Below are 23,056 nucleotides of genomic sequence, written 5' to 3'. Positions count from 1 at the left end.
ACCAACAGAAGGAGACGCACGCAGATGGGCATCGACGACGCCGACACGACCTTCCAGGTCGTCGTCAACGACCAGGACCAGTACTCGATCTGGTTCGCCGACCGCACTCCGCCCGCCGGGTGGTCGGCGGACGGAACCACCGGCAGCAAGCAGGAATGCCTTCAGCACATCGAGAAGGTGTGGACCGACATGCTGCCCCGCTCGGTCCGCGACCGCGTCAGCTAGTCCCCGTTCGAACCCAGACGACAGGAGTGCCCGATGAGCCAGCAGCCCGAGCTGGAATCCATGACGCCGGAGGAGAAGCGCGCGCTGCTCGCCCAGCTCCTGGACGGTTCCGCCGAGGCAACGCCCAGCAACCTCTCCCTGGAGCAGCGCAGGCTGTGGATGCTGCTCCAGCTCGACGACAGCAAGCCGTGGCAGGTCAGCACCGCGGTGCGGCTGTCCGGTGACATCGGACCCGCCGCCATGCAGCAGGCCCTGACCGCCGTCGTGCAGCGCCACGAGGTGCTGCGCACGACGTTCCGCGAGGTCGACGGCCACCCGTTGGCCACGACCGCGCCCGCGGTGACGTTGCGGCTGCCCGTCGTGGACGTCGACGCCGCCGACCTGGACGCCGAGCTGGCCCGCGTGGTCGCCTCGGACACCAAGCTGCGGTTCGACCTCGCCAAGGGCCCGCTGATCCGCGCCACGCTGCTGCGCGCGGCCGAGGACGACCACGTGCTGGTGCTGACCCTGCACCAGATGGTCGCCGACCGCCGCTCGGTCAAGCTGCTGGCCGACGAGGTGCTGACCCGCTACGCCGCGCTCGTCGACGGCACCTCCGGCGACGTGCTCGCCACCCCGGTCGACTTCCACTCGCTCGTCAGCGCCCAGCGCGACTGGGTCAACAGCGACGACGCCACCAAGGACATCGACTACTGGCGCGACCAGCTCGCCGCGCTGACCCCGCTCGGCCTGCCGACCGACCGCCCGCGTCCGCCGCTCAAGACCATCCACGGCGACGCGGTCACCGTGCCGGTACCGCGCGGCCTCACCGACGCCGTGACGGCGTACGGCACCGAGTCCGAGGTGCTGCTGTCGGCCTACCTCGCCGTGCTGTCGCGCTACTCGCAGCAGCGCGACATCGCGGTCGGCGTCGCGGTGCCCGCGTCGTGGCACTCCGACGGCGCGAGCCTGGTGGGACCGCTGGAGAACACGGTGCCGCTGCGCGTCGAGCTGGGCGACACCGACTCGCTGTCCCGCCTGGCGCCCCGCGTCGGCACGGTGCACGCCGAGGCGCTCACGCACGCCCGCCTGTCGTTCGACCGGATCGTCGAGGCCGCGCAGCCCCAGCGCGACCTCAGCCGCACCCCGCTGTTCCAGACGTTCTTCACCTTCGAGGACGAGTCCGGCTCCCGCGAGGTGCCCGGCGCCACGGCCACGCCGCTCGACCTGCCGACCACGTGGACCCCGCACGACATCGACCTGTACGCGGTGCGCCGCAACGGGGAGCTGACCCTGCGGGCGCAGTACAACACCGACCTGTTCGACCGGTCCACCGTCCTGCGGTTCCTCGGCCACGTCCTGCTGCTGCTGGAGAAGGCCGTCGCCGACCCGTCGCTGCCGCTGGCGGAGATCCCGCTGCTCACCGACCGCGAACGCGAGCAGGTCGTGGGGGAGTGGAACGGCACCCGGCTGGCGCACGACCGCGCCCGGACGCTGCACGGCCTGGTGGAGGCCGCGGCCGCCGCCAACCCGACGGGCGTCGCGCTCGCCGCGGACGGCGTCGAGCTGACCTACGCCTCGCTCGACAACCGGGCCAACGCGCTGGCCGCCGAGCTCGTCGAGGCCGGGGTGGGCACGGAGTCCCGCGTCGGTGTGCTGGTCGACCGCTCGGTGCACGCCGTCGTCGGCCTGCTGGGTGTGCTCAAGGCCGGTGGCGCGTACGTGCCGCTGGACCCGACCTACCCGGCGGACCGGCTGTCGTTCATCGTCAACGACGCGGGCATCGGCCTGTTCGTCGGTCGGCCGGAGGCGCTGGACGGCCTCCCGGCGGAGCTCGCGGGGACCGGGCGGGTCACCATCCCGACCGCCGACGGGGAGAACGTCGCGCCCACGTCCACTGTGGACAGCGGCGACCTCGCCTACGTCATCTACACCTCCGGTTCCACCGGTCGTCCCAAGGGCGTCGCCGTCGAGCACCGCTCGATCGTGCACTCCACCGCGGCCCGCGCCGCGATCGAGGGGCCCGGTCTGCCGGAGCGCTACCTCGTCCTCGCCCCGCTCACGTTCGACGCCGCCGGCGGCGGTCTGTACTGGACGCTGGGCCGCGGCGGCACGGTCGTCCTCCCGACCGACGCCGAGGTGCTCGACCCGCGGCTGCTCGGCAAGCTCATCCGCGGCCGCCGGGTGACCCACGTCGACGGCGTGCCCTCGCAGTACGCGGTGCTCCTGGAGACCGACCTCGAACCCCACGACTCGGTGGTCACCACCGTCGTCGCCGGTGAGGCGCTGCCGCCGAGCCTGGTCGCCGAGCACTACCGCCGCTCGCCGGGCACGGCCCTGTTCAACGAGTACGGCCCGACCGAGGCGTCGGTGTGGGCGTCGGTGCACCCGGTGTCCCCGGCCGACGCCAAGCTGCCGAGGGTGCCGATCGGCCGTCCGGTCCCGAACGGCCGGATCTACCTGCTGGACAAGCGGTTCAACCCGGTGCCGCCCGGCGTCCCCGGTGAGCTCTACATCGGTGGTGACGGCGTGGCCCGCGGGTACGTCAACCGCGCGGCGATGACGGCGGAGCGGTTCCTGCCGGACCCGTTCGCCACCGAGCCCGGCGCCCGGCTCTACCGCACCGGCGACCTGGCCCGCTACCAGGCCGACGGCACGATCGAGTTCCTCGGCCGCACCGACACCCAGGTCAAGATCCGCGGCTTCCGCATCGAGCTGTCCGAGATCGAGAACGTCGTCCTGCGCCACCCGCTGGTCGCCGAGGCCGTCGTCACCGTGCGGGAGGACCAGCCCGGCGTGCCGCGCCTGGTCGCCTACGTGGTGCCGGTCATCGGTCGCGTGCTCACCCAGGAGACGCTGGTCAACCACGTCATCGGCCAGGTGCCGGACTACATGGTGCCCAGCGGCTTCGTGACGCTGGAGCGGATGCCCCTCACCCGGCACGGCAAGATCGACACCGCCGCGCTGCCCGCCCCGCAGGAGATCATCGCCAGCGGGTTCGTCGAGCCCGCCAGCCAGCTGGAGGCGGGCATCGCGGAGACGTTCGCCTCCGTGCTCGGCCTCCAGCACATCAGCGCCACCGCGGACTTCTTCGCGCTGGGCGGCAACTCGCTGCTGGTGGCCAGGCTCGCCGCGCAGCTCTCCCGCGAGAACGACATCGAGCTGCCGATCGACGAGGTCTTCCGCGTCCCCACGGTGCAGGGCATCGCGCGGGTCGTCGAGACGCACCAGCGCGACCGCAACGACGTGGACAGCGCGGCGCTCTACGCGCAGCAGGTGTCCGAGCTCGTCGCCGATGTGAAGCTCGACCCGGCCATCAAGCCCGACGGGCTGCCGAGGGCGAACTGGTTCGAGCCCAAGAACGTGCTCGTCACCGGCGCCACCGGCTACCTCGGCGTGTTCATCGCGGTCGAGCTGGTCAAGCGCACCGACGCCACCGTGCACTGCCTCGTGCGCGGCGAGAGCGCCGACGCGGCGTGGGACCGGCTGGAGGAGACGTTCCGCAAGTACCGCGCGTGGGACGAGTCCTACCGCTCGCGGATCAAGGTCGTCGTCGGTGACCTCGCCAAGCCCTACCTCGGCCTGTCGAAGGAGGAGTTCGACGGCTACGCCGCCTCGCTCGACTCGATCTACCACAGCGGCGCGATCGTCAACTTCACCTACCCGTTCGAGGCGATGAAGGCCGCGAACGTGCTCGGCACCGAGGAACTGCTGCGGCTGTGCACGAACACCACCCTCAAGGTGTTCCACCTCGTGTCCAGTGTGGACGTCTTCATGGGCACCGGCGCCGCGCGGCCGTTCACCGAGGACGACCTCGGCGACCGCCCGGTCAAGGTCCCGACCGGCTACCCGCGCACGAAGTGGGTCGCCGAGAAGATCACCGTCATCGCCCGCGACCGCGGTGTCCCGGTCACGATCCAGCGCCCGTGGATGATCACCGGCCACACCAAGACCGGTGCCTCGCACGACACCGACTACCTCTACGTCTACCTCAAGGGCTTCCTCGACCTCGGGGTCCTGCCGCTCTACAACGACGTGATCAACGCCGTGCCGGTCGACTACACCGCCGAGGCGATCGTCTACACCTCGCTGCGCGAGGAGAACCTCGGCAAGAACTTCAACATCACCAACCGCGAACCCACGACGATGCAGCAGTGCTACCAGTGGCTGCGGTCGTTCGGCTACGACCTCAACGTGGTGGCCGAGGAGGAGGCCCGCAGGCAGGCGCTCGAGGTGGACGAGGACCACATCCTCTACCCGCTCACCCCGCTGCTGCGCGTGGCCTCGATGCGGCACGCGGCGCTCGACCCCGAGCTGCAGCAGCAGGTCGACCCGCTCGACGAGTGCAAGGTGCTGCTCGAGGCACTGGAGGGTTCCGGCATCGAGTGCCCGCCGGTCAACGAGCAGTGGGCGCACTCGTGCTTCCGCTTCCTCGTCGAGAACGGATACCTGCCCGCACCTCAGGACGTCGTGCGCTGAAAAGCAAGGAAGGCACGTCATGAAGGGAAATCCGACAGGAACCACCGCTCTTGAGCGGACCGTCCGCTACCTGGACCTGTCCTCCATCGACGCCAAGGACGTCGACACGCTCACCCGCAACATCGCCGCCGACCACGGGTCCAGCACCGCTCCGGCGCTGCTGGCCGCGGCGGCGGGCCTGGCCCAGCGGTTCCCGCAGAGCCTGGTCGACGAGCTGCGGGAGTTCCGGCTCACCGAGCCCGCCGCCGCACTGGTGGTGCGCGGGCTGCGCATCGACGACGCCGAGATCGGCCCGACCCCGATGGACTGGCGCGAGACGCCCGCTCCGGACCGGGCCGCGGCCCTCACGGCGCACGAGGTCTACCTGGTGCTGGTGGCCAGCCTGCTCGGCGACATCTTCGGGTGGTCGACGCTGCAGAACGGCAGGCTCCTGCACAACGTGGTGCCGATGCCGACCGAGCAGCGGGAGCAGAGCGGTCACGGCACCGTGAAACTGGAGTGGCACACCGAGGACGGGTTCCACCCGCACCGGTGCGACTACCTCCTGCTGCTCGGCGTGCGCAACCACGACGCCGTGCCGACGACCGTGTCGAGCATCGACGAGGTGGACATCGCCCCTCGGCACCGCGAGGTGCTGGCGGAGCGGCGTTTCCTCATCCGGCCCGACAACGAGCACGTCAACCGGGCCCGCGCCCTCGTGGAGGGCACGGACCAGGTGCACACCATCGAGCGGATGAAGGACAGCCCCGAACCCAGCGCGGTCCTGTTCGGCCACCCGGACTCGCCCTACCTGCGCATCGACCCGGCGTTCATGACCGCCAGGCCGGGCGACCCGGAGGCCGCGGAGGCCCTGGACGCGCTGGTGGCGGTGCTGGACGCGAACCTCACCGAGATCGCGCTGGGCGCGGGCGACCTGCTCGTCGTCGACAACTACAAGGCCGTGCACGGCCGGAGCGAGTTCCGCGCCCGGTTCGACGGCACCGACCGCTGGTTGAAGAAAGTGATCGTCACGAGGGACCTGCGCAGGTCGCGCCACTACCGGGCGGCAGCCCACGAGCGCGTCCTGCTCTGAGTCCTGACCACGGGGTGGCGCACGTGCCACCCCGTGGTCGGCTCGGCGCCGTTACGGAGGAGGAGTCCAGTGCCCGACCCTACGCACCTGACCGACCGTGCCTGGCTGGTGCTGGGCGAGCTCGACCTCACCCGCACCAGGGCCCGGCTCGCCGCGGCCCACCCGGCGCTGCGCCTTGCCGGGTACGACTTCTCCGCACCACCGCACGAGTCCACTTCGGACCTGGGCACCGACGAGCGGGCCGCGGCCTGCTGGGGTGAGCTGGTCCGGGGCGAGATGGAGGCGGCGGGGGTCGACGCCGCACCGGCTCGGCTCGCGTTGGCCCGGCTCGCCCGCGACCGGCACCTCGCCGTCGTCGTCACCAAGGGGGACCTCGATCCCGGCACCGTGCTGTCCTGGGCGCTCGACCCGGAGCAGCGGGACGTGCCCGCCCAGGCCGCGGGCGAACGCGCCCTGGCCGCGGTCCCCCCGCTCGACCTGCCCGCCGCCTTGCGGGGCGGCGGGCAGCCGTCGGGGTCGGCGAGCACCCTGCGCAGGCCGTGCGGACCGGCACCCGCCGAGTTCGCGGCCGCGCACGGGGTGTCCACCGAAGCCGTCCTGACCGCCGCGGTCGCCGTCCTGCTGGCCCGCTACCGCGGCCTGCCCGACGCGGACCTCGTGGTGTCGGCACCGGACCCGGTCCTGGTGCCGGTGCGGGTGCGGGACCACGTGCGGGCCCAGGACCTGGTCCGCACCGTCCACAACGGACTCGCGCGGGGTGTGCCCGTGGTGAGGTCGGCGGGTGCGACCGTCGCCGTCGGCCGCCACGACGACGGCAGGCCGGAGACCTTCGGGGCGTTCACCGCCACACCCGTGCACGTGTCCGACGGCCGTGCGAAGCACGAGCTGGACATCGCCCTCACCGCCGACGGCACCCTGCGCATCGACTACGACGCCGGGCTCTACGAGACGCGGGCGGTGTTCGTGGCCGCCAACCGGCTCCTCGCCGTGCTCGCCGGGATCACCGCCGACCAGCGGGTCGGCGACATCGCCGCGCTCACCCCCGAGGAGCACGACGCCGTCACGGCCTGGTCGACCGGCGAGGACCGGTCGGTCGAGGACACCTGCCTGCACACCCTGGTGGAACGGCACGCCGTCGCCACCCCGGACGCCGTCGCCGTCGTGTGCGGCGGTGTCGAGCTGACCTACGGCGAGCTGGACGCCCGCGCCAACCGGGTCGCGCACGCGCTGGGAGCCAGGGGGATCGGCACCGGTGACCTCGTCGCGGTGCTCGCCGACCGGGCCGCGGAGCCGATCGTGGCGATGCTCGGCGTGCTCAAGGCCGGTGCCGGGTACGTCCCGGTCGAGCCGTCCTACCCGGCCGAGCGGATCCGGCACGTGCTGGCCGACTCCGGCGCGCGGGTCGTGGTGGCGCACCGACCGTTCGAGGCGCCCGTCCCGGTGCTGCGGCTCGCCGACTGCGCCGGGGAGCCCGACCACGCCCCCGCGGTCGCGGTCGCGGTGGACCCCACCGACGTCGCCTACCTGATCTACACCTCCGGCTCGACCGGCGTGCCCAAGGGCGTCGCGGTGAGCCACCGGTCGATCGTCGTCTCCACGCACGCGCGGGGCGTCGGCGGAGCGCCGCCCGAGCGCGACCTGGTGACGATGCCGCTGTGCTTCGACGGCGCCGCGGGCGGGCTCTACTGGACGCTCACCGGCGGCGGCACCGTGGTGCTGCCGACCGAGGTCGAGGCGCACGACCTGCTGGCGCTGCGGGCGTTGCTGCTGCGCGCGCCGATCACCCACATCCACTCCGTGCCCTCGCACTACGGCCTCGTCCTGCAGGCCGCGGGCGGCACCGGGCTCGAACGGCTGCGGCTGGTGTCGGTCGGGGGTGAGCCGATGCCGCCGAAGCTCGTCGCGTGGCACCTGCTCGACTGCCCGGAGGCGGTGCTGCTCAACGACTACGGTCCGACCGAGTGCTCGGTGTGGGCCACCGCGCACCGGTGCGGCTTCGCCGACGCGACCGGCGGCAAGATCCCCATCGGCGGCCCGCTGCCCAACTACCGCGTCCACGTGCTCGACGGACGGCTGCGGCCCGCGCCGCCCGGCCTGCCCGGCGAGATCTACATCGGCGGCCCGGCCGTGGCCCGCGGCTACCACCGCAGGCCCGGTACGACGGCCGACCGGTTCCTGCCCGACCCGTTCGGCGCGTCGGGGGAGCGGATCTACCGCACCGGCGACCGCGGCCTGTGGTCGGCGGAGGGCGAGCTGCACATCATCGGGCGCGTCGACAACCAGGTGAAGCTGCGCGGTTTCCGGGTCGAGCTCGGCGAGATCGAGGCCGCGGTGCGTAACCACCGGTCGGTCGCGGACTGCGTCGTCACGGTGCGGACCGGCGCCAACGGCGTGGACCAGGTGATCGCGTTCGTCGCGTCGCCGGACCCCGGTCTCACCGACGGCGACCTGCGCGGCGAGGTGGCCCGGCTGCTGCCCGCCTACATGCACCCCGACCGGTTCGTGGTGCTGCCGAAGCTCCCGCGCAGCCCCAGCGGCAAGATCGACGCGCAGCTGCTGAGGACCCTCGAGGTCGAGCCGGTGCCGACGCCATGACCCTCCTCGACTCGCGGCCGCCCGGCGGCCTTGACCTCGCCGCCGTCGCCAGGGGCGACGGCCTGTACCTCGCCGACGGGGGAGACCGGCTCGACCTCACCGCCCCCGACCCGTCCTCCGAGCTGCGCACCGCCCTGGCCGCGCACCCGCTGGTCGCCCAGGTGGTCGTCCTGCGCCAGGCGGGGCGCACCGTGGCCGTGGTGGTGCCGCGCCGGGAGCCCGCCGTGGTCCCGACCCGGCCCGCGCGGATCGCCCAGCTGCTGGACCGGGTGAACCGGCTGGCGCCCCGCCGGGTGCTGCAGATCGGCATCGGCGACGTCGACCTGCCCGCCGCGCTGTCCGCGCAGTGCGAGACCTACCGGCTGGTCGACCTGTCGCTGGACCGCGTCTGCGACGTGCTCACCCGCAGGCCCGACCTGCGGCGCCGGATGCGCGTGCGGGCGATCCCGTCGGTCGGCGACCCGCTCACCACGCCGGAGGCCTACGACCTGGTGCTGGTGGACCTGGGGTCGCCGTCGCTGTCCACATTGGACTTGCCGGCGACCGTGGCAGGCTGGCTGCGGATCGTCGGCGACACCGGCGCGGTGTTCGTGGCCAACCTGCGCGACCCCAGGGTCGAGCGGCTGACCACGTGGACCCGCACCGGCCACCCGCGCACCACCCCGGACGCCGCGGGCTGGTCGCCACCGGCGCTGCTGCGCGGACTCGCGGTCGGCCACGGCATCGAGGCGCACGCGTACCCGCCGCTCGGCCCGGTCGGCGACTTCGACGTCGTGCTGCGGCACGCCGACGCCCACCCGAAGCTGCCCATGCTGCGCTGGAACCGCGAGGTGCAGTCACCGGAGCACCTGGGCAGCCTGCTCGCCGGACGCGGGGTGGAACGGGTGCGGCTGGTCGGCATCCCGCTCGCGGGCGTCGTCGACTCGGTGCTCGCCTGGCGCGCGCACGAGTCGCGCTCGGCGGCCGTCCGCTACGGCTACGGACACGGCGTGGACTGGCACGAGGTCGAGGCCATCGGCGCGGACCACGGCTACGAGGTCACCTTCGCCGCCCCGCTCACGGGCGCGGAGTACCACTTCGACGCCGTCCTCCAGCGCTCCGGCGTCGCCTCCCGCCGGGCGGCGCGCACGCACGGCGGGCTGGCGCCGAGGCTGCGGCGCTGGCTCGCCCTGCGCGCCCCCGACCTGACCGGCCCGGTCGACCTGGTCGTGCTCGACACCGGTGGGCTGGCCGGGATCGCGGGGACGACGTGACCGGGCGCACGGTCGTGGTCGGCGGCGCGGGCGCGGTCGGCGGCCTGTTCGCCCGGCTCTGCCTGCGCCGGGGTCCGGTCGTCTCGGTCGACGTCCGCCCGTGCGACGTCGAAGGGGTCGAGTCGGTGGTGGGCGACGCCCGCGTGCCGTCGGTCGCGGTGCTCGACGCGGTGAGGTCCGCCGACGTCGTGGTCCTCGCCCTGCCGGAGTCCGTCGCGCTGGTCGCGGCCGAGGCCTGCGCACAGGCCGTCGGCGCGGGCGCGCTGCTCGTGGAGACGCTGTCGGTGCAGCAGGTCGTCACCCGCGGCCTCACCGCGCTGGCGGAGGAACGCGGTGCGGAGGTGTGCGGGCTGAACCCGATGTTCGCGCCGGGCCTGGGCTTCGCGGGCAACGCGGTCGCCGCGGTCCGGGTGGTCGACGGCCCGCGCACCGCGGAGCTGCTGGACCTGGTCGCCGCCGAGGGCGCGCGGGTGGTGGGGCTGTCGGCCGAGGAGCACGACCGCACGACCGCCGTCCTCCAGGTCGCCACGCACGCCGCCGTGCTCGCCTTCGGCGCGGTCGTGGCGGACCACGGCGACCCGTCCGTCCTCATCGGACTCGCGCCGCCGCCGCACCTCACGATGCTGGCCGTGCTGGCCAGGATCACCGGCGGCAACCCGGACGTCTACTGGGACATCCAGGCCGCCAACCCGCACGCGGCCGCCGCCCGCGCCGCGCTCGGCGAGGCCGTGCTCTCGCTCGACAAGCTCGCGTCGGCCGGTGACGACACGGGCTTCCAGGACTGGGTGCGCCGGATCGAGGACGGGCTCGGCGACCACGCGCCCCGGCTGCGCGACCGGTGCGCCCGGCTGTTCGCGGACGGGCCGATCAGGGGAATGGACGGGACATGGACGAGCTGACGGTGCGCGACGCGACCAGGGACCTGCTGCGCGAGTTGGGCCTCACCACGGTGTTCGGCAACCCCGGCACCACGGAGATCGCCTTCCTCACCGACTGGCCGGACGACTTCCGCTACGTGCTGGGGCTCCAGGAGTCCGTGGTCGTCGCGATGGCCGACGGCTACGCGCACGCGGCACGCCGCCCGGTGCTGGTGAACCTGCACTCGGCGGGCGGGCTGGGGCACGGGCTGGGCCACGTGTTCACCGCCTTCCGCAACCGCACGCCGATGATCGTGGTCGCGGGCCAGCAGATGCGCACGCTGCTGCCCGACGACCCGTTCCTCGGCGCCACCGACGCGGTCGACTTCCCCAAGCCGTACGTGAAGTGGAGCTGCGAACCCGCGCGGGCGCAGGACGTCCCGGCCGCCATCGCGCGGGCCTACCACGTGGCCACGCAGGCCCCGCAGGGTCCGGTGTTCGTGTCGGTGCCGGTGGACGACTGGGACGCCGTGGCGGAGAAGCCGGTCGTGGTCCGGCCGCGCATCCCCGGCTACGCCCCGGACCCGGCCGCGCTGGACGGGCTGGTGGCCGCGCTCGACGCGAGCGCGCGGCCGGGGATCGTGGCCGGGCCCGCGGTCGACGAGGACGGCGCGGTCCCCGACCTCGTCGCGCTCGCCGAACGGCTCGGCGCGGGCGTGTGGGCGAGCGGTGTGTCCGCCCGGTGCTCGTTCCCCGAGGACCACCCGCTGTTCCGGGGATTCCTCAGCCCGGAACGCCGGGCCACGGCCGCCGCGCTGGCCGAGCACGACGTGGTCGTGGTGCTCGGCGCGCCCGCGTTCACCTACCACGTGCACCGCGGCGAGGCCGAGGTCCCGCTGCCGCCGCTGTTCCTGGTGGGCGACGACCCCGACGCGCTGGCCAGGGCGCGGGAGGGCGTCGGCGTGCGGGCCACCGCGAAGCTCGCCCTCACCGCGCTGCGCGACCGCGTGCGCGAGGCCGACCGTCCACTCCCGACCCCACCACCCCGGCCGCCGCGACCGGTCGAGACGACCCCGATCTCCGGCGGCTACGCGTACGCGACGCTCGCGGAGCTGTTGCCGGACAACGCGATCGTGGTGGAGGAGACCCCGAGCCACCGCACCCTCCTGCACGACCACCTGCCGATCACGTCCACCGACACCGGGTTCCTCACCACCGCCAGCGGCGCACTGGGCTACGGCCTGCCCGCCGCGGTCGGCGTCGCGCTCGCCCGACCGGACCGCAAGGTCGTCGCCGTCATCGGCGACGGGTCCTCGATGTACGGCATCCAGGCACTGTGGACGGCCGTGCGCGAACAGGTGCCGGTGGTGTTCGTGATCCTGGACAACGCCCAGTACTCGGCCGTGCGCACCCTCGGCGCGGCCGCGGGCGGGCGCAACATCCCCGGCGTCGACCTGGGCGGGCTCGACTTCGTCGCCCTCGCCGAGGGAATGGGCTGCCCGGCCAGGTCGGTCACCGATCCCGCCGACCTGAAGGCGGCGCTGGCCGCCGCGCTGGCCGACGACGGGCCGCACCTCGTGCACGTCCGCGTCGACCCCGACCCCCCGACGATGTACTAGCGCGTCGATTCTTTCCTGATACCGCTGCGAGAGAGCCGGAAATTACCGTGAAGAGCAGGTGGGCGCCGACAGCGCCACCGCGTGGCTCTTCGAAAACAACCCCAGCGCGACGCGGAACGGACCGTCGCCTGTCGTGTGGCGAGAGGAAGAGATATGAAGGCGGAGCTGGCGATGTTCGGCGGCAAGCCCGCGGTGCGGCCGGAGTACCGGCGGCTGGAGTGGCCGGTGGTCACGGACGCGGAGAGGGACGCCGTCCTGCGTGTGCTGGACCACCGGAAGTTCACCGTCGGCGCGAAGAACGAGCCGGAGATCCACGGCCTGGAAAGCGAATGGGCCCAGTTCTGCGGCACCCGGCACGCGGTGGCGGTGAACTCCGGCACGGTGGCGCTGGAGCTCGCCCTCACCGCACTGGGCATCCAGCCCGGTGACGAGGTGATCGTGCCCGCCCTCAGCTACGTGGCGACCGCGATGGCACCGCTCTACCAGCTGGCGATCCCGGTGTTCGTCGACATCGACCCGGTCACGTTCAACATCGACGTCACCAAGATCGAGGAGAAGATCACCAACCGGACCAGGGCCATCGTCCCGGTCCACCTCGGTGGCCTGCCCGCCGACATGGACGAGATCCGCGCGCTGGCGCGGAAGTACGACCTGCTGGTCGTCGAGGACGCCGTGCAGGCGCAGGGCGGCCAGTACCGCGGCGAGACGATCGGCTCGCTGGGCGACGTCGGCTGCTGGAGCCTCAACGTCGAGAAGAGCATCCCCACCTGCGGTGAGGGCGGCCTGATCACCACCGACAACGAGGAGGTCGCCGAACGCGTCCGCAGCCTGCGCATCCTCGGCGAGGACCTCAGCACCGAGGAGCGGCTGTACGTCTCGGCCACCCGCGGCTCCAACCTCAAGCTGAGCTCGGTGCTCGCCGCGTTCACCCGCGCGCAGCTCGACCGGTTCTGGGAGTACCAGGCCAAGCGCGACCAGAACGTCCCGGTGTTCCTCGACCGGCTCGCGCAGCTGCCCGGCATCGTCATCCCCACCGTGCCCGCGGACCGCACGCACATGTGGCACATGCTCCGCTTCCGCTTCGACCCGGAGGCCGCGGGCCTGGAGGGCGTGACGGCCGGCCGGTTCCGCCAGGCGCTGCGCCGCGCGCTGCTGGCCGAGGGCGTGCCGCTCACCCATTACCAGATCATCCCGCTGCCCGGTCAGCCCGTGTTCCAGAAGCAGGACGCCTACGGCCAGGGCTACCCGTGGTCGCTGCCGGGCACCAACCCGCAGCGCTACGACCTCGCCGACTACCCGGTGACCTGCCAGGTCATCGAGGACTCGCTGTGCCTGCGCCGGATGCACCTCAACCCCGAGGCCGGTCCCGCGCTCGCCGAGTACGCGGACGCGTTCGACCGCGTGTGGCAGCACCTCGACGTCGTCGGCAGGTTCGCCCGGTCGCTGGACTACGAGCCCCCGTGGGCCGCGGTGCCCGGCTACTCCGAGACGAAGGTGGGTGCCGCGTGACCGTGCAGACCGCGGAGGCGCCCACCGGGGCCGGTGTGGACGTCGTCGGGCTGGAACGCCGGGCGCTGGCCGTGCGGGAGCACGTGCTGGCGATCGGCGCCGGTCCGATCGGCACCCACGTCGGCGGGTCGCTGTCGGCGGCCGACATCCTGGTGGCGCTCTACTTCGACGTGCTGCGCGTGCGGCCCGACGAACCGCGGTGGAGCGGTCGCGACCACTTCCTGCTCAGCAAGGGCCACGCCAGCGCGGCGCTCTACTCGACGCTGGCCGAGCGCGGTTTCCTGCCGCGCGAGGAGCTGGCCACCTACGGGCGGTCCGAGGGCAGGCTGATGGCGCACCCCACGCTGTCCGTGCCGGGCGTGGAGTTCGCGACCGGTTCGCTGGGCCACGGGCTGTCGCTCGGCGTCGGGCTCGCGCTCGCCGCGCGCCGGGCCGTGCTGCCCAACCGGGTGTACGTCCTGCTCGGCGACGGCGAGCTCCAGGAGGGCTCGGTCTGGGAGGCGGCGATGTCCGCCGCGCACCTCGGGCTGGACAACCTCACCGCGGTCGTCGACCGCAACCGCCTGCAGATCAACGGGTCCACCGAGGACCGGATGCGGTTGGAGCCGCTGACCGACAAGTGGCGCGCGTTCGGCTGGAACGCGTCCGTCGTGGACGGTCACGACTTCGCCCGGCTGGTCCCCGCCCTGCGCTCGGCGCCGGGGTCCGGGCGGCCGACCGTGCTGGTCGCGGACACCGTGAAGGGCCGCGGCGTCCGGCACCTGGAGCACCGCAAGCAGGGGCACTTCGCGAAGCTGAGCCCCGCCGCCTACGAGCGCGCGCTCGCGGCACTGCGGGCCGCGGCATGAGCGGGGCCCTGGTCGCCGCGGCGCAGGCGCCCGCCCCGGCGCCCGCGTCCGACCGGGCCGCCTACCGGGAGACGCTGCTGGAGCTGGCCCGCGCGGACGGCCGGATCTGGTGCGTGGACTCGGACATGGGCGGGCTGGAGAAGCAGTTCGAGGCCGAGCTGCCCGACCAGTACGTGGACCTCGGCATCGCCGAGGCCAACCTGATGTCCGTCAGCGCAGCGCTGGCGAGCACCGGGATCCTGCCGTTCGTCAACACCATGGCCGCGTTCGCCTCGGCGCGGGCGCTCGAACAGGTCAAGGTCGACATCGCCTACCACGCCCTGCAGGTGCGGATCGTGGCCACGCACTCGGGCTTCTCCGCCGCGCACCTCGGGCCGACGCACCACGCCCAGCAGGACCTCGCGGTCATGCGGACCCTACCCGGCATGACCGTGATGACCCCCGCCGACGCGGGGGAGACCGCCCGCATGGTCAGGGCGGCGGCCTACCTGCCGGGACCGGTGTACATCCGGCTCGGCCGGGCCGAGACCGACCCCGTCTACCCCGACGCGGACGCGGACGCGGAGTTCACCGTCGGCCGGGCGGTGGAGCTGCGCGCCGGCGGCGACGTGACCATCGTGGCCGCCGGGTCGTACCCCGTGCTGTTCGCGCTGGAGGCCGCCGAGACCCTTGCCGCGCGGGGCGTCGAGGCCACCGTGCTGAACATGCACACCATCAAGCCCCTCGACGTGCCGGCGCTGGTCCGGGCGGCGGCCACCACCGCCGGGATCGTGACGGTCGAGGACCACTCGCTGCTCGGCGGGCTGGGGAGCGCGGTCGCCGAGGCGACCTCGCTGCACCACCCCACCCGCGTGCTGCGGGTCGGCACGGCGGACGCGTTCTGCGCCAGGCCAGGCACCCACCGCGAGCAGCTGGAGGTGGCCGGGGTCTCCCCGGACCGCGTCGTGGCCGCCGCGAGGGCCGTGGTGCGCGGCCGCCAGGAGAAGGACATCCACGCCTGACCATCCACAGTGGATGAACAGTGAGAGGAGAAGTGCGTCATGACAACCGCAACAGCGAGCACCTGCCCCGACTGCACCGAGACCGTACCGGTGCCGGACGGCCTGCGCGTCACGTCGATCGTCGTGTGCCCCGGCTGCAAGGTCGAGCTCGAGGTCATCGCCCTCGACCCGACCGAGTTCGCCCTGGCGCCGGAGATCGAGGAAGACTTCGGGGAGTAGCGGTGCTGGCCGTCCTGACGACCCGCGTCCGCCTCGAAGAGCGGATGATCTTCACCGCGCTGGAGCGGCGCGGCATCCCCTACGAGGCCGTCGACGACCGCAGCCTGGTCGTCGACCTGCAGACGGGTCCCGAGGTGCGCTACCGCGGGGTGTTCAACCGGATCATGTCGCACACGCGCAGCGTGTACGCCGCCCGCCTGTACGAGGCCGCGGGTCTTCAGGTGGTCAACTCCAGCGCGGTCATCGAGACCTGCGGGGACAAGGTCCTGACGTCGCTGGCGCTCGTCCGCGCGGGTCTGCCGACCCCGCGGACGGTGGTCGCGGTGACGCCGGACGCCGCGCTGCGCGCGATCGAGACCATCGGGTACCCGGCGGTGGTCAAACCCACCGTCGGGTCCTGGGGGCGGCTGCTGTCCAAGGTCAACGACCGGGACGCGGCCGAGACCCTCGTCGAGCACAAGCAGGCGATGCGGTCGCCCGCGCACTCGGTGTTCTACGTCCAGGAGCTCGTCGACAAGCCGGGCCGCGACATCCGGGCCATCGTGCTCGGCGACCAGGTCGTGGCGGCGGTCTACCGCCGGTCGGAGCACTGGATCACCAACACGGCGCGCGGGGCGACCACCTCGCCGTGCGAGCTGAGCCCGGACCTGGTGAAGCTCTCGCTGCGCGCCGCCGAGGCCGTCGGCGGCGGCATGCTCGCCGTCGACCTGATCGAGCGGTCGACCGGCGAGCTGCTGGTCACCGAGGTCAACCACACGATGGAGTTCCACGGCCTCGCCGAGGTGGCCGAGGTGGACGTCGCGGACCTCGTCGTGGGTCATGTCGAGGAGGTGCTGTCCGGATGAAGGCGTCGGTGATCGGCGGTGGCGGGTACATCGGCGGTGAGGTCGTCCGGTTGCTGCTCCAGCACCCGGAGGTCGAGCTGGCCCAGGTGACGTCCACCCGCCACAGCGGTCGCCCGCTGCGCGCGGTGCACCCGAACCTGCGCGACCAGAGCGACCTGACCTACGTGACCGACGACGAGGTGCGGGACTGCGACGTGGTCTTCCTCGCCATGCCGCACGGCGCGTCGATGAAGGGGGTCGACCGCTGGTCGTCGGTCGCGCCGGTCGTGGTCGACCTCAGCGCCGACTTCCGGCTGACCGACCACGCCCGCCGAGAGCGCTACTACCGGGGGCCTGCACCGGACCCGATCTGGCTCTCCCGGTTCCAGGCGGGCATCCCCGAGCTGAACCGGGAGGGCCTGCGCGGGGCGAGCCACATCGCGGTGCCCGGCTGCATGGCCAACGCCGCGATCCTCGCCCTGCACCCGCTCGCCGCGGCCGGGCTGGTCGACGGCGCGGTGCTCGTGGACGCCCGCACCGGGTCCAGCGGCGGTGGCCGCACGCCCGACGAGGGCAGCCACCACCCCGAACGCAGCGGCGCGCTGCGGATGGCCAAGCCGCACGGGCACCGGCACACCGCGGAGATCGAGCAGGCGTGCGGGGTTCCGGTGCAGATGTCGGTGACCGCGATCGAGGCCGTGCGGGGCGTGCAGGTGGCCTGCCACATCAGGCCGTCGCGGACGGTCACCGAGCGGGAGCTGTGGTCGGTCTACCGCGACGCCTACCGCGACGAGCCGTTCGTCCGGCTCGTGCGGGAGCGCTCCGCGCTGCACCGGCTGCCCGAGCCGAAGATCCTCAGCGGCACCAACTTCTGCGACATCGGGCTCGCGCTCAACTCCGCGGGCGACCACCTCGTCGTGGTCGCCGCGCTGGACAACCTGGTGAAGGGAGGTGCGGGCAATGCCGTCCACTGCCTCAACATCGCCTCCGGCTGGGACGAGACCGCTGGACTCTCCTTCGCCGGTCTCCACCCGGTCTGAGCGGTTCGTGGTCAAGGTCGGCGGCTCGCTCGGCGACGACATGTCCCGCGCGTGCGCCGACATCCGCGACCTGGTCGCGGAGGGGAGCTCCGTCGTCGTCGTGCACGGCGGCGGAGCCGAGTCCGACCGGCTCGCCGCCGAGCTGGGCCGCACCACCCGGTACCTGACCTCCGGCGGCGGCAGGCGCAGCCGGTACACCGACGCCGAGGCGCTCGACTCGCTCACGCTGGGCATGCTGGGGCGGGTCAAGCCGCCGCTGGTCGTCGAGCTGCTGCGGACGGGCGTGCGCGCGGTCGGACTGTCCGGAGTGGACGGTGGGTTGGTGACCGCGCGCCGCACCCCGCCCGCGCGGGTGGTGGTCGACGGCGTCGACCGGGTCGTGCGCGACGACCTGTCCGGGCGGATCGCCGACGTGGACCCGCACCTGCTGCGCACGCTGCTCGACGGTGGGTACGTGCCCGTGGTGTCGCCACCCGCGCTGGACCCGGAAGCGGGACCGCTCAACGTGGACGCGGACCGGTTCGCGGCGCGGCTGGCGGTCGCCCTGGGCGCGGACTGGCTGATCGTGCTGTCGAACGTGCCGGGTCTGCTGCGCGACCAGGACGACCCGGCGAGCCTGGTGGCCGAGGTCCCCTGCGACGACCTGGCCGCTCACCTCGACCTGGCCGGTGGACGGATGAAGGTGAAGCTGCGCAGCGCGGGGGAGGCGCGGCTGGCGGGTGTGCCGCACGTCGTCCTCGCGGACGGCCGGGTGCCCTCGCCGGTGCTGGCCGCCCGCGCCGGTTCCGGAACAACGTTCGTCGAAGGAGCACGATGAGCACGCGCGCCGAGACCCTGCTGCTGCGGATGGTCGGCATCCCGTCGCCGTCGGGCGAGGAGGCCGCGCTGGCCTCCTACCTGGCGGAGGTGCTGCCGGACTTCGGGTTCGAGGCCCACGTCGACGAGGTGGGCAACGTCATCGGGAGGCGCGGGGACCCGACGGCGCCGATGATCATCCTGATCGGGCACATGGACACCGTGCCGAGCCAGATCCCGGTGCGGCTGGAGGGTCCGCTGCTGCACGGGCGCGGGACGGTCGACGCGAAGGGGCCGCTGGCCGCGATGATCTGCGCGGCGGCCGAGGCCGACGTCCAGGGCGTGCAGCTGGTGGTCGCGGGTGTCGTCGAGGAGGAGACGTTCGGCCGGGGCGCCACCCACCTCGCCGAGACGTTCCGGCCGGACGCGGGGTTCGTCGGCGAGCCGAACGGCTGGGCGGGCGTGGGTATCGGCTACAAGGGCCGGGTCATGCTGCGGTTCGACGTCAGCAGGCCGTCCGTCCACACCGCCAGCCCGGAGGAGAAGGCGACCGAGGCGGGGGTGGTGTTCTGGAACAGGGTCACCGCCTACTGCGACGCCCTGTCCACCGACGACGCCAAGGCGTTCGACCGTCCGATCCCGACACTGGTGGAGATGGGCGGCTCCATCGAGGAGGCGTCGCTGACCATCTCCGTCCGGACGCCGCCGGGGTTCGACCTGGACGCGTTCGAGTCGTTCCTCGCCGAGGCCGCGGCGGACGGGGTCCTGAAGATCGAGGACCGCACGCCCGCGGTGCGCGTGGACGCCCGCGGTCTCGTCGTCCGCGCGCTGTGCGCGGGGATCCGGGCGCGCGGGGAGCGGCCGAAGCTCAAGCTCAAGACCGGCACCGCGGACCTGAACATCGTCCAACCGCGGTGGGACGTCCCGATGGCCGTCTACGGCCCCGGTGACTCCTCACTGGACCACACCGACCGCGAGCACATCGACCTCGGCGAGTACGCCACGGCGATCGACGTGCTGCGGGAGGCGTTGGAGCTGCTGGCGCAGGAGCTGACCGGGGCGGGCTGACCACTCGGGACGCGAGGACGGCGCCGGACCCCGGCGGTACGCCGGGTCCGGCGCCCTCGTGCGCCCACCAGTAGAGTCGCTTGATCGTGAGCTCCGAACACGGCCAGGCGAAGGCCATGGCCGCCGTCTTCGTCGCGATGGTCCTCTGGGGACTGGCGCCGGTGGCGACCCGGTTCCTCGTCCAGGGCTCCGACCCGATGGCGCTGATCGCCATCAGGCTCGCGATCGGGTCGGTGTGCTACGTCCCGCTCATCCCGTGGACCGGGCTCACCGAGCTCCGCTGGACCCCTCGGCAGCTCGCCGCGGTGGCGGGCTGCGCGGTGGTCGGCATCATCGCCTACAACGTCTCGATGACCTACGGCGTCCAGCACGTGGAGGCCGGTCTCGCGGGCGCGCTGCTGGCCACCGAACCCCTCTGGATCGCCCTGCTCAGCGTCGTGGTCCTCAAGCAGCCGCTGACCCGTCCCCTGCTCTGGGGCTTCGTGGTCGCGTTCGCCGGCGTGGTCACCCTGAGCGTCGGCGGAGGTGTCGCGTTCGACCCGTCGATGCTGCTCGGGGCCTCGCTCGTGCTGCTCGGGGCGTTCCTGTGGGGCGTCTACTCGGTGGCCGTCGGCCCGCTGGTGCGGCGCTTCGGCTCGTTCCGGATCAGCGCGGTCACGCTCTGGCTGGGGACGCTGCCGCTGCTCGTCGTGTTCTTCGACGAGGTGGTCGCGACGGCGCGGGAGCTGGACGCCATCGGCTGGGTGGTGCTGGCGCTCTACGGCGTGGGCGCCCACCTGGTCGGGATGCTGCTGTGGAACTACGGCCTGTCCAAGGTGCCGAGCGCGCGGGCCGGGCTGCTGCTCAACCTGTACCCCGTGGTGAGCGTGGTCGGCGGGGTGGTGCTGCTGGGCGAGGGCGTCGACCCGGTGACGCTGGTCGGGTGCGCGGTGGTGGTGTTCGGGCTGGTGCTGTCGCAGGACAACGCCGTCTCGCGAGCACTGGTGCGGCGGCGCTGATCAGGCCACGTGGTGGCCCGCGGGCAGGGCCCTGGACTGCTGGGTGGGCAGCTTGGGGCCGCGGTGGTCGCGGGCGGTGGCGAGGGTGCGCAGCCAGGGCAGGTTGGGGCGTTCCTGGGCCAGCCACAGCTCGGCGTGGTGGGTGACGTCGCGCAGCAGGCCCTGGCCGATCCGCAGCACGCCCTCCGGCGGCAACGTCGGCTGGCCGGGCGCGCCGTGCGGGTCGAGGGCGCGGTGCGCGCGGTCCTCCAGCCAGGAGAACACGTCGGCCAGGCGGTCGAGCGCGTCGATGAGCCCCGCGGCGTCCAGCTCCTGGTCGGCCCGCTGACGGGCCAGGATGCGCAGGAGCGGGTGGTACTCGTAGTGCGAGCCGCCGAGCCGGTTGCCGTCGACGACGTCGATCAGCTGGTGGTCGGCCAGCCCGTCGAGCAGGCGCTGCGCCTCGCCCTCCGACGTGCCCGCCACAGTCGCGGCGACCCACGCGGAGATGTGCGGCAGCTCCAGGATGCTCAGCGCGAGCCACAGCCGTCGTTCGGCGGGGGAGAGCCGGTCGGCGGCGGCGGTGAGGCGCGCGCCGGTGTCGAGCGAGCCGTAGGTCAGCTCGGCGACCCGCCGCTTCTCGTCGGCGAGGTGGTCGACGAACCGCTCCAGCCGGAACGTCGGCCGGGTGTGCAGGCGGGCGCCCGCGGCGCGGATGGCCAGCGGCAGGTGGCCGCACAGGCCGATGATCGCGCGCGAGCTCTCCGGCTCGCGCGACACCCGCTCGGCGCCGATGAGCCGCGACAGCAGCCGCACGGCGTCCGCGGTGTCCAGGCCGTCGACGCGCCGGGTGGTCGCCCCCGGCGTCTCGGCCATGCTCGACTGGCTCGTGCACAGCACGGCGCTGTCGCTGCCACCGGGCAGCAGGGGCTCGATCTGGGCGCTGCTCGCCGCGTCGTCGAGCAGGACCAGCAGCCGCTTGCCCGCGGTGATGCTGCGGAACAGCGTGGCCTGGTTCGCGAGGTCCGACGGGATGCTGCGCTCCGGCGTGCCCAGCGCCTGGAGGAACCCGCTCAGCACCACCTGCGGGCGCAGGGGGCTGGTGCTGCCCCTGAGGTCCGCGTGCAGCTGGCCGTCGGGGAACCGGTCCTGGGCGCGGTGCGCGGCGTGCACGGCCAGCGCGGACTTGCCGACGCCGCCGCGGCCGATCAGCGTGATGATGGGGGTGCCGCCGGTGCGGTCGCGGCGCAGCTCCTGGTCGAGCCAGTCGAGGTCGTCGGAGCGGCCGGTGAAGTCGCCGGTGTCGGCGGGCAGCTGGGCGGGGATCTTGGCGGCGTACCGGGCGCGCTGCGGCTGCGGCGAGGACACCGGGTGGCCCGCGATGATCCGCCGGTGCAGGTCCTGCAGCCGCGCGCACGGGTCGAGGCCCAGGTTGCTGACCAGGGTCGCGCGGCCCGCGCGGTAGACGGCGAGCGCGTCGGCGCGCCGGTCGGACAGGTACAGCGCGGTCATCAGCCGTCCGCGCAGCTGCTCGCGCAGCGGGTACTCGTCGACCAGCAGCCGCAGCTCGCTGACCAGCTCGCGGTGCCTGCCCATGGCCAGCTCGATGTCCAGGCACTCCTCCAGCACCGACAGCCTGCGCTCCGACCAGTACGCGGCCACGGCCTCGATGGCGGGGCTGTCCAGCTCGGCCATCGGCCGCCCCTGGAACAGCGCCAGCGCCGAGCGGTACTCCTCGACGGCACCGGCCAGGTCGCCGTCCTCGGCGCGCTCGCGGCCGCGCAGCATCGCCCGCTCGAACACCTGGGTGTCCAGGCAGCCGTCGGGCAGCCGCAGCAGGTAACCGCCGCGCGCGGTCTCGATCAGCCCGGTGCCGCCCGCCTTCTCGAAGGCGCTGCGCAGCCGCCACACGCACGTCTGGATCTGCTTGTCCGCCGTCACGGGGGGAGCGTCACCCCACACGGCGTCGATGATCCGGCCACCCGAGACGACCTTGTTCGCCTCGGTCAGCAGCAGCGCGAGAACGGTGAGTTGCCGGTTCTTCGCGAGCTGGACGACCCGGTCCGCGATGGTCACCTGCAGTGGCCCCAGAATGCGGAAAAATACGTCGTATCCGTTGTCAGGAACGTAACCCGTGCGCATGCTGCCCCCGTGTCATCGGATTGGGCACAATGGCAAGACCCGGCGGATCGGTTGCCACGGTGGACTGTTCCAGCGGTAGGTGGAGCAGAACTTGAGTCCACCTCGAGAGGCTCATCCGGTCCGGACCCCCGGACCGTCGATGATCTCGTCCTCCAGCCTGCACGCCTCGCTGATCAGCAACGACGCCAGCTCGGACATGAACTCGGGCGACACGCCGAGCGCGCGACCGCGGTCGGCGTAGGCCGCGCGCACCGCGGCGACGCGATCCGGCTGCATCATCGGAATTCCTTCGGCCTTCTTCACGAGAGCGACCTCGGAACACACGGCGAGCCGGTCGGCGATCAGGACGGCGAGCTGCTCGTCCAGGCTCTCGATCCGCTCTCGGAAAGAACGCAGAATCTCCATCGGGCGAAAGTAGGTCCCGCTACTCTCAGTGCGCTCTCCGTTCGCGACCCGTGACGACGGAGGGTGAACGGTCGGTTTCGCGGAGCTAATGCCCCGAGGGGAGGCGTGAGTGGCAAGCGTGTAGTCGGGGACCTGCGGTAATCAATCAT

The 23,056-nt window shown here is 73.1% G+C and carries 18 protein-coding genes; 16 read left to right on the top strand and 2 right to left on the bottom strand.

The features are described 5' to 3' along the window. The first annotated feature begins 24 nt into the window (after positions 1-24). The 16 genes from CLV43_RS09850 to CLV43_RS09780 all read left to right on the top strand — a co-directional run bounded on the left by CLV43_RS09850 (position 25) and on the right by CLV43_RS09780 (position 20,381). On the top strand, positions 25-225 hold the full coding sequence (locus CLV43_RS09850; protein ID WP_106186721.1) for an MbtH family protein: 201 nt from the start codon (positions 25-27) through the stop codon (positions 223-225). Between the two features lie 33 nt (positions 226-258). Continuing rightward, a complete protein-coding gene (locus tag CLV43_RS09845; protein WP_106186720.1) occupies positions 259-4,683 on the top strand; it encodes a non-ribosomal peptide synthetase in 4,425 nt (1,474 codons plus the stop codon). Between the two features lie 19 nt (positions 4,684-4,702). Further along, positions 4,703-5,755, top strand: a complete 1,053-nt coding sequence (gene gntD, locus CLV43_RS09840) for a guanitoxin biosynthesis L-enduracididine beta-hydroxylase GntD (protein ID WP_106186719.1) — start codon at positions 4,703-4,705, stop codon at positions 5,753-5,755. A gap of 69 nt (positions 5,756-5,824) precedes the next feature. Then, the gene (locus CLV43_RS09835; protein WP_106186718.1) at positions 5,825-8,350 is read left to right on the top strand and encodes a non-ribosomal peptide synthetase; all 2,526 of its coding nucleotides are present in this window, start codon (positions 5,825-5,827) and stop codon (positions 8,348-8,350) included. Next, on the top strand, positions 8,347-9,603 hold the full coding sequence (locus CLV43_RS47700) for a hypothetical protein (RefSeq protein WP_170155774.1): 1,257 nt from the start codon (positions 8,347-8,349) through the stop codon (positions 9,601-9,603). Before CLV43_RS09835 ends, CLV43_RS47700 begins: the two co-directional genes overlap by 4 nt. Next, positions 9,600-10,502 carry a prephenate dehydrogenase dimerization domain-containing protein gene (locus CLV43_RS47040; protein WP_170155773.1) on the top strand — a complete coding sequence of 301 codons (903 nt, stop codon included), beginning with the start codon at positions 9,600-9,602 and terminating at the stop codon, positions 10,500-10,502. The genes CLV43_RS47700 and CLV43_RS47040 overlap by 4 nt, the downstream gene beginning before the upstream one ends. Next, the gene (gene mdlC, locus CLV43_RS09825; RefSeq protein ID WP_106186717.1) at positions 10,490-12,079 is read left to right on the top strand and encodes a benzoylformate decarboxylase; all 1,590 of its coding nucleotides are present in this window, start codon (positions 10,490-10,492) and stop codon (positions 12,077-12,079) included. Before CLV43_RS47040 ends, mdlC begins: the two co-directional genes overlap by 13 nt. Before the next feature lie 153 nt (positions 12,080-12,232). Then, entirely contained in the window at positions 12,233-13,588 is a 1,356-nt protein-coding gene (locus tag CLV43_RS09820; protein WP_170155772.1) for a DegT/DnrJ/EryC1/StrS family aminotransferase, read from the top strand. Further along, positions 13,585-14,436, top strand: coding sequence for a transketolase (locus CLV43_RS09815; protein WP_245886239.1), 852 nt, complete (start codon positions 13,585-13,587; stop codon positions 14,434-14,436). The genes CLV43_RS09820 and CLV43_RS09815 overlap by 4 nt, the downstream gene beginning before the upstream one ends. After that, complete coding sequence (locus CLV43_RS09810; RefSeq protein ID WP_106186716.1) at positions 14,433-15,437, top strand: transketolase family protein; 1,005 nt, start codon at positions 14,433-14,435, stop codon at positions 15,435-15,437. Before CLV43_RS09815 ends, CLV43_RS09810 begins: the two co-directional genes overlap by 4 nt. 39 nt (positions 15,438-15,476) lie before the next feature. Continuing rightward, positions 15,477-15,656, top strand: coding sequence for a lysine biosynthesis protein LysW (locus tag CLV43_RS09805; protein ID WP_106186715.1), 180 nt, complete (start codon positions 15,477-15,479; stop codon positions 15,654-15,656). 2 nt (positions 15,657-15,658) lie between these two features. Further along, positions 15,659-16,501, top strand: a complete 843-nt coding sequence (gene lysX, locus CLV43_RS09800) for a lysine biosynthesis protein LysX (RefSeq protein ID WP_245886238.1) — start codon at positions 15,659-15,661, stop codon at positions 16,499-16,501. Continuing rightward, complete coding sequence (gene argC, locus CLV43_RS09795; protein WP_106186714.1) at positions 16,498-17,520, top strand: N-acetyl-gamma-glutamyl-phosphate reductase; 1,023 nt, start codon at positions 16,498-16,500, stop codon at positions 17,518-17,520. Before lysX ends, argC begins: the two co-directional genes overlap by 4 nt. A 7-nt stretch (positions 17,521-17,527) precedes the next feature. Further along, positions 17,528-18,337 (top strand): [LysW]-aminoadipate kinase, encoded by an 810-nt coding sequence (locus CLV43_RS09790; protein WP_106186713.1) that lies wholly within the window; start codon positions 17,528-17,530, stop codon positions 18,335-18,337. Then, positions 18,334-19,383 carry a [LysW]-lysine hydrolase gene (locus CLV43_RS09785; RefSeq protein WP_106186712.1) on the top strand — a complete coding sequence of 350 codons (1,050 nt, stop codon included), beginning with the start codon at positions 18,334-18,336 and terminating at the stop codon, positions 19,381-19,383. Before CLV43_RS09790 ends, CLV43_RS09785 begins: the two co-directional genes overlap by 4 nt. An 86-nt stretch (positions 19,384-19,469) precedes the next feature. Further along, positions 19,470-20,381 (top strand): DMT family transporter, encoded by a 912-nt coding sequence (locus CLV43_RS09780; RefSeq protein ID WP_146174712.1) that lies wholly within the window; start codon positions 19,470-19,472, stop codon positions 20,379-20,381. Here the strand turns inward: CLV43_RS09780 and CLV43_RS09775 are convergent, their stop codons facing one another. Continuing rightward, complete coding sequence (locus CLV43_RS09775; protein WP_170155771.1) at positions 20,382-22,436, bottom strand: AfsR/SARP family transcriptional regulator; 2,055 nt, start codon at positions 22,434-22,436, stop codon at positions 20,382-20,384. Positions 22,437-22,613: 177 nt separating this feature from the next. Then, positions 22,614-22,907, bottom strand: coding sequence for a chorismate mutase (locus CLV43_RS09770; protein ID WP_106186709.1), 294 nt, complete (start codon positions 22,905-22,907; stop codon positions 22,614-22,616). Between the last annotated feature and the right edge of the window lie 149 nt (positions 22,908-23,056).

The organism is Umezawaea tangerina (assembly GCF_003002815.1).
Taxonomy (GTDB): Bacteria; Actinomycetota; Actinomycetes; order Mycobacteriales; family Pseudonocardiaceae; genus Umezawaea; species Umezawaea tangerina.
Note: the sequence above shows the minus strand (reverse complement) of the source record. Positions and strands in the feature narration are given on the sequence as shown.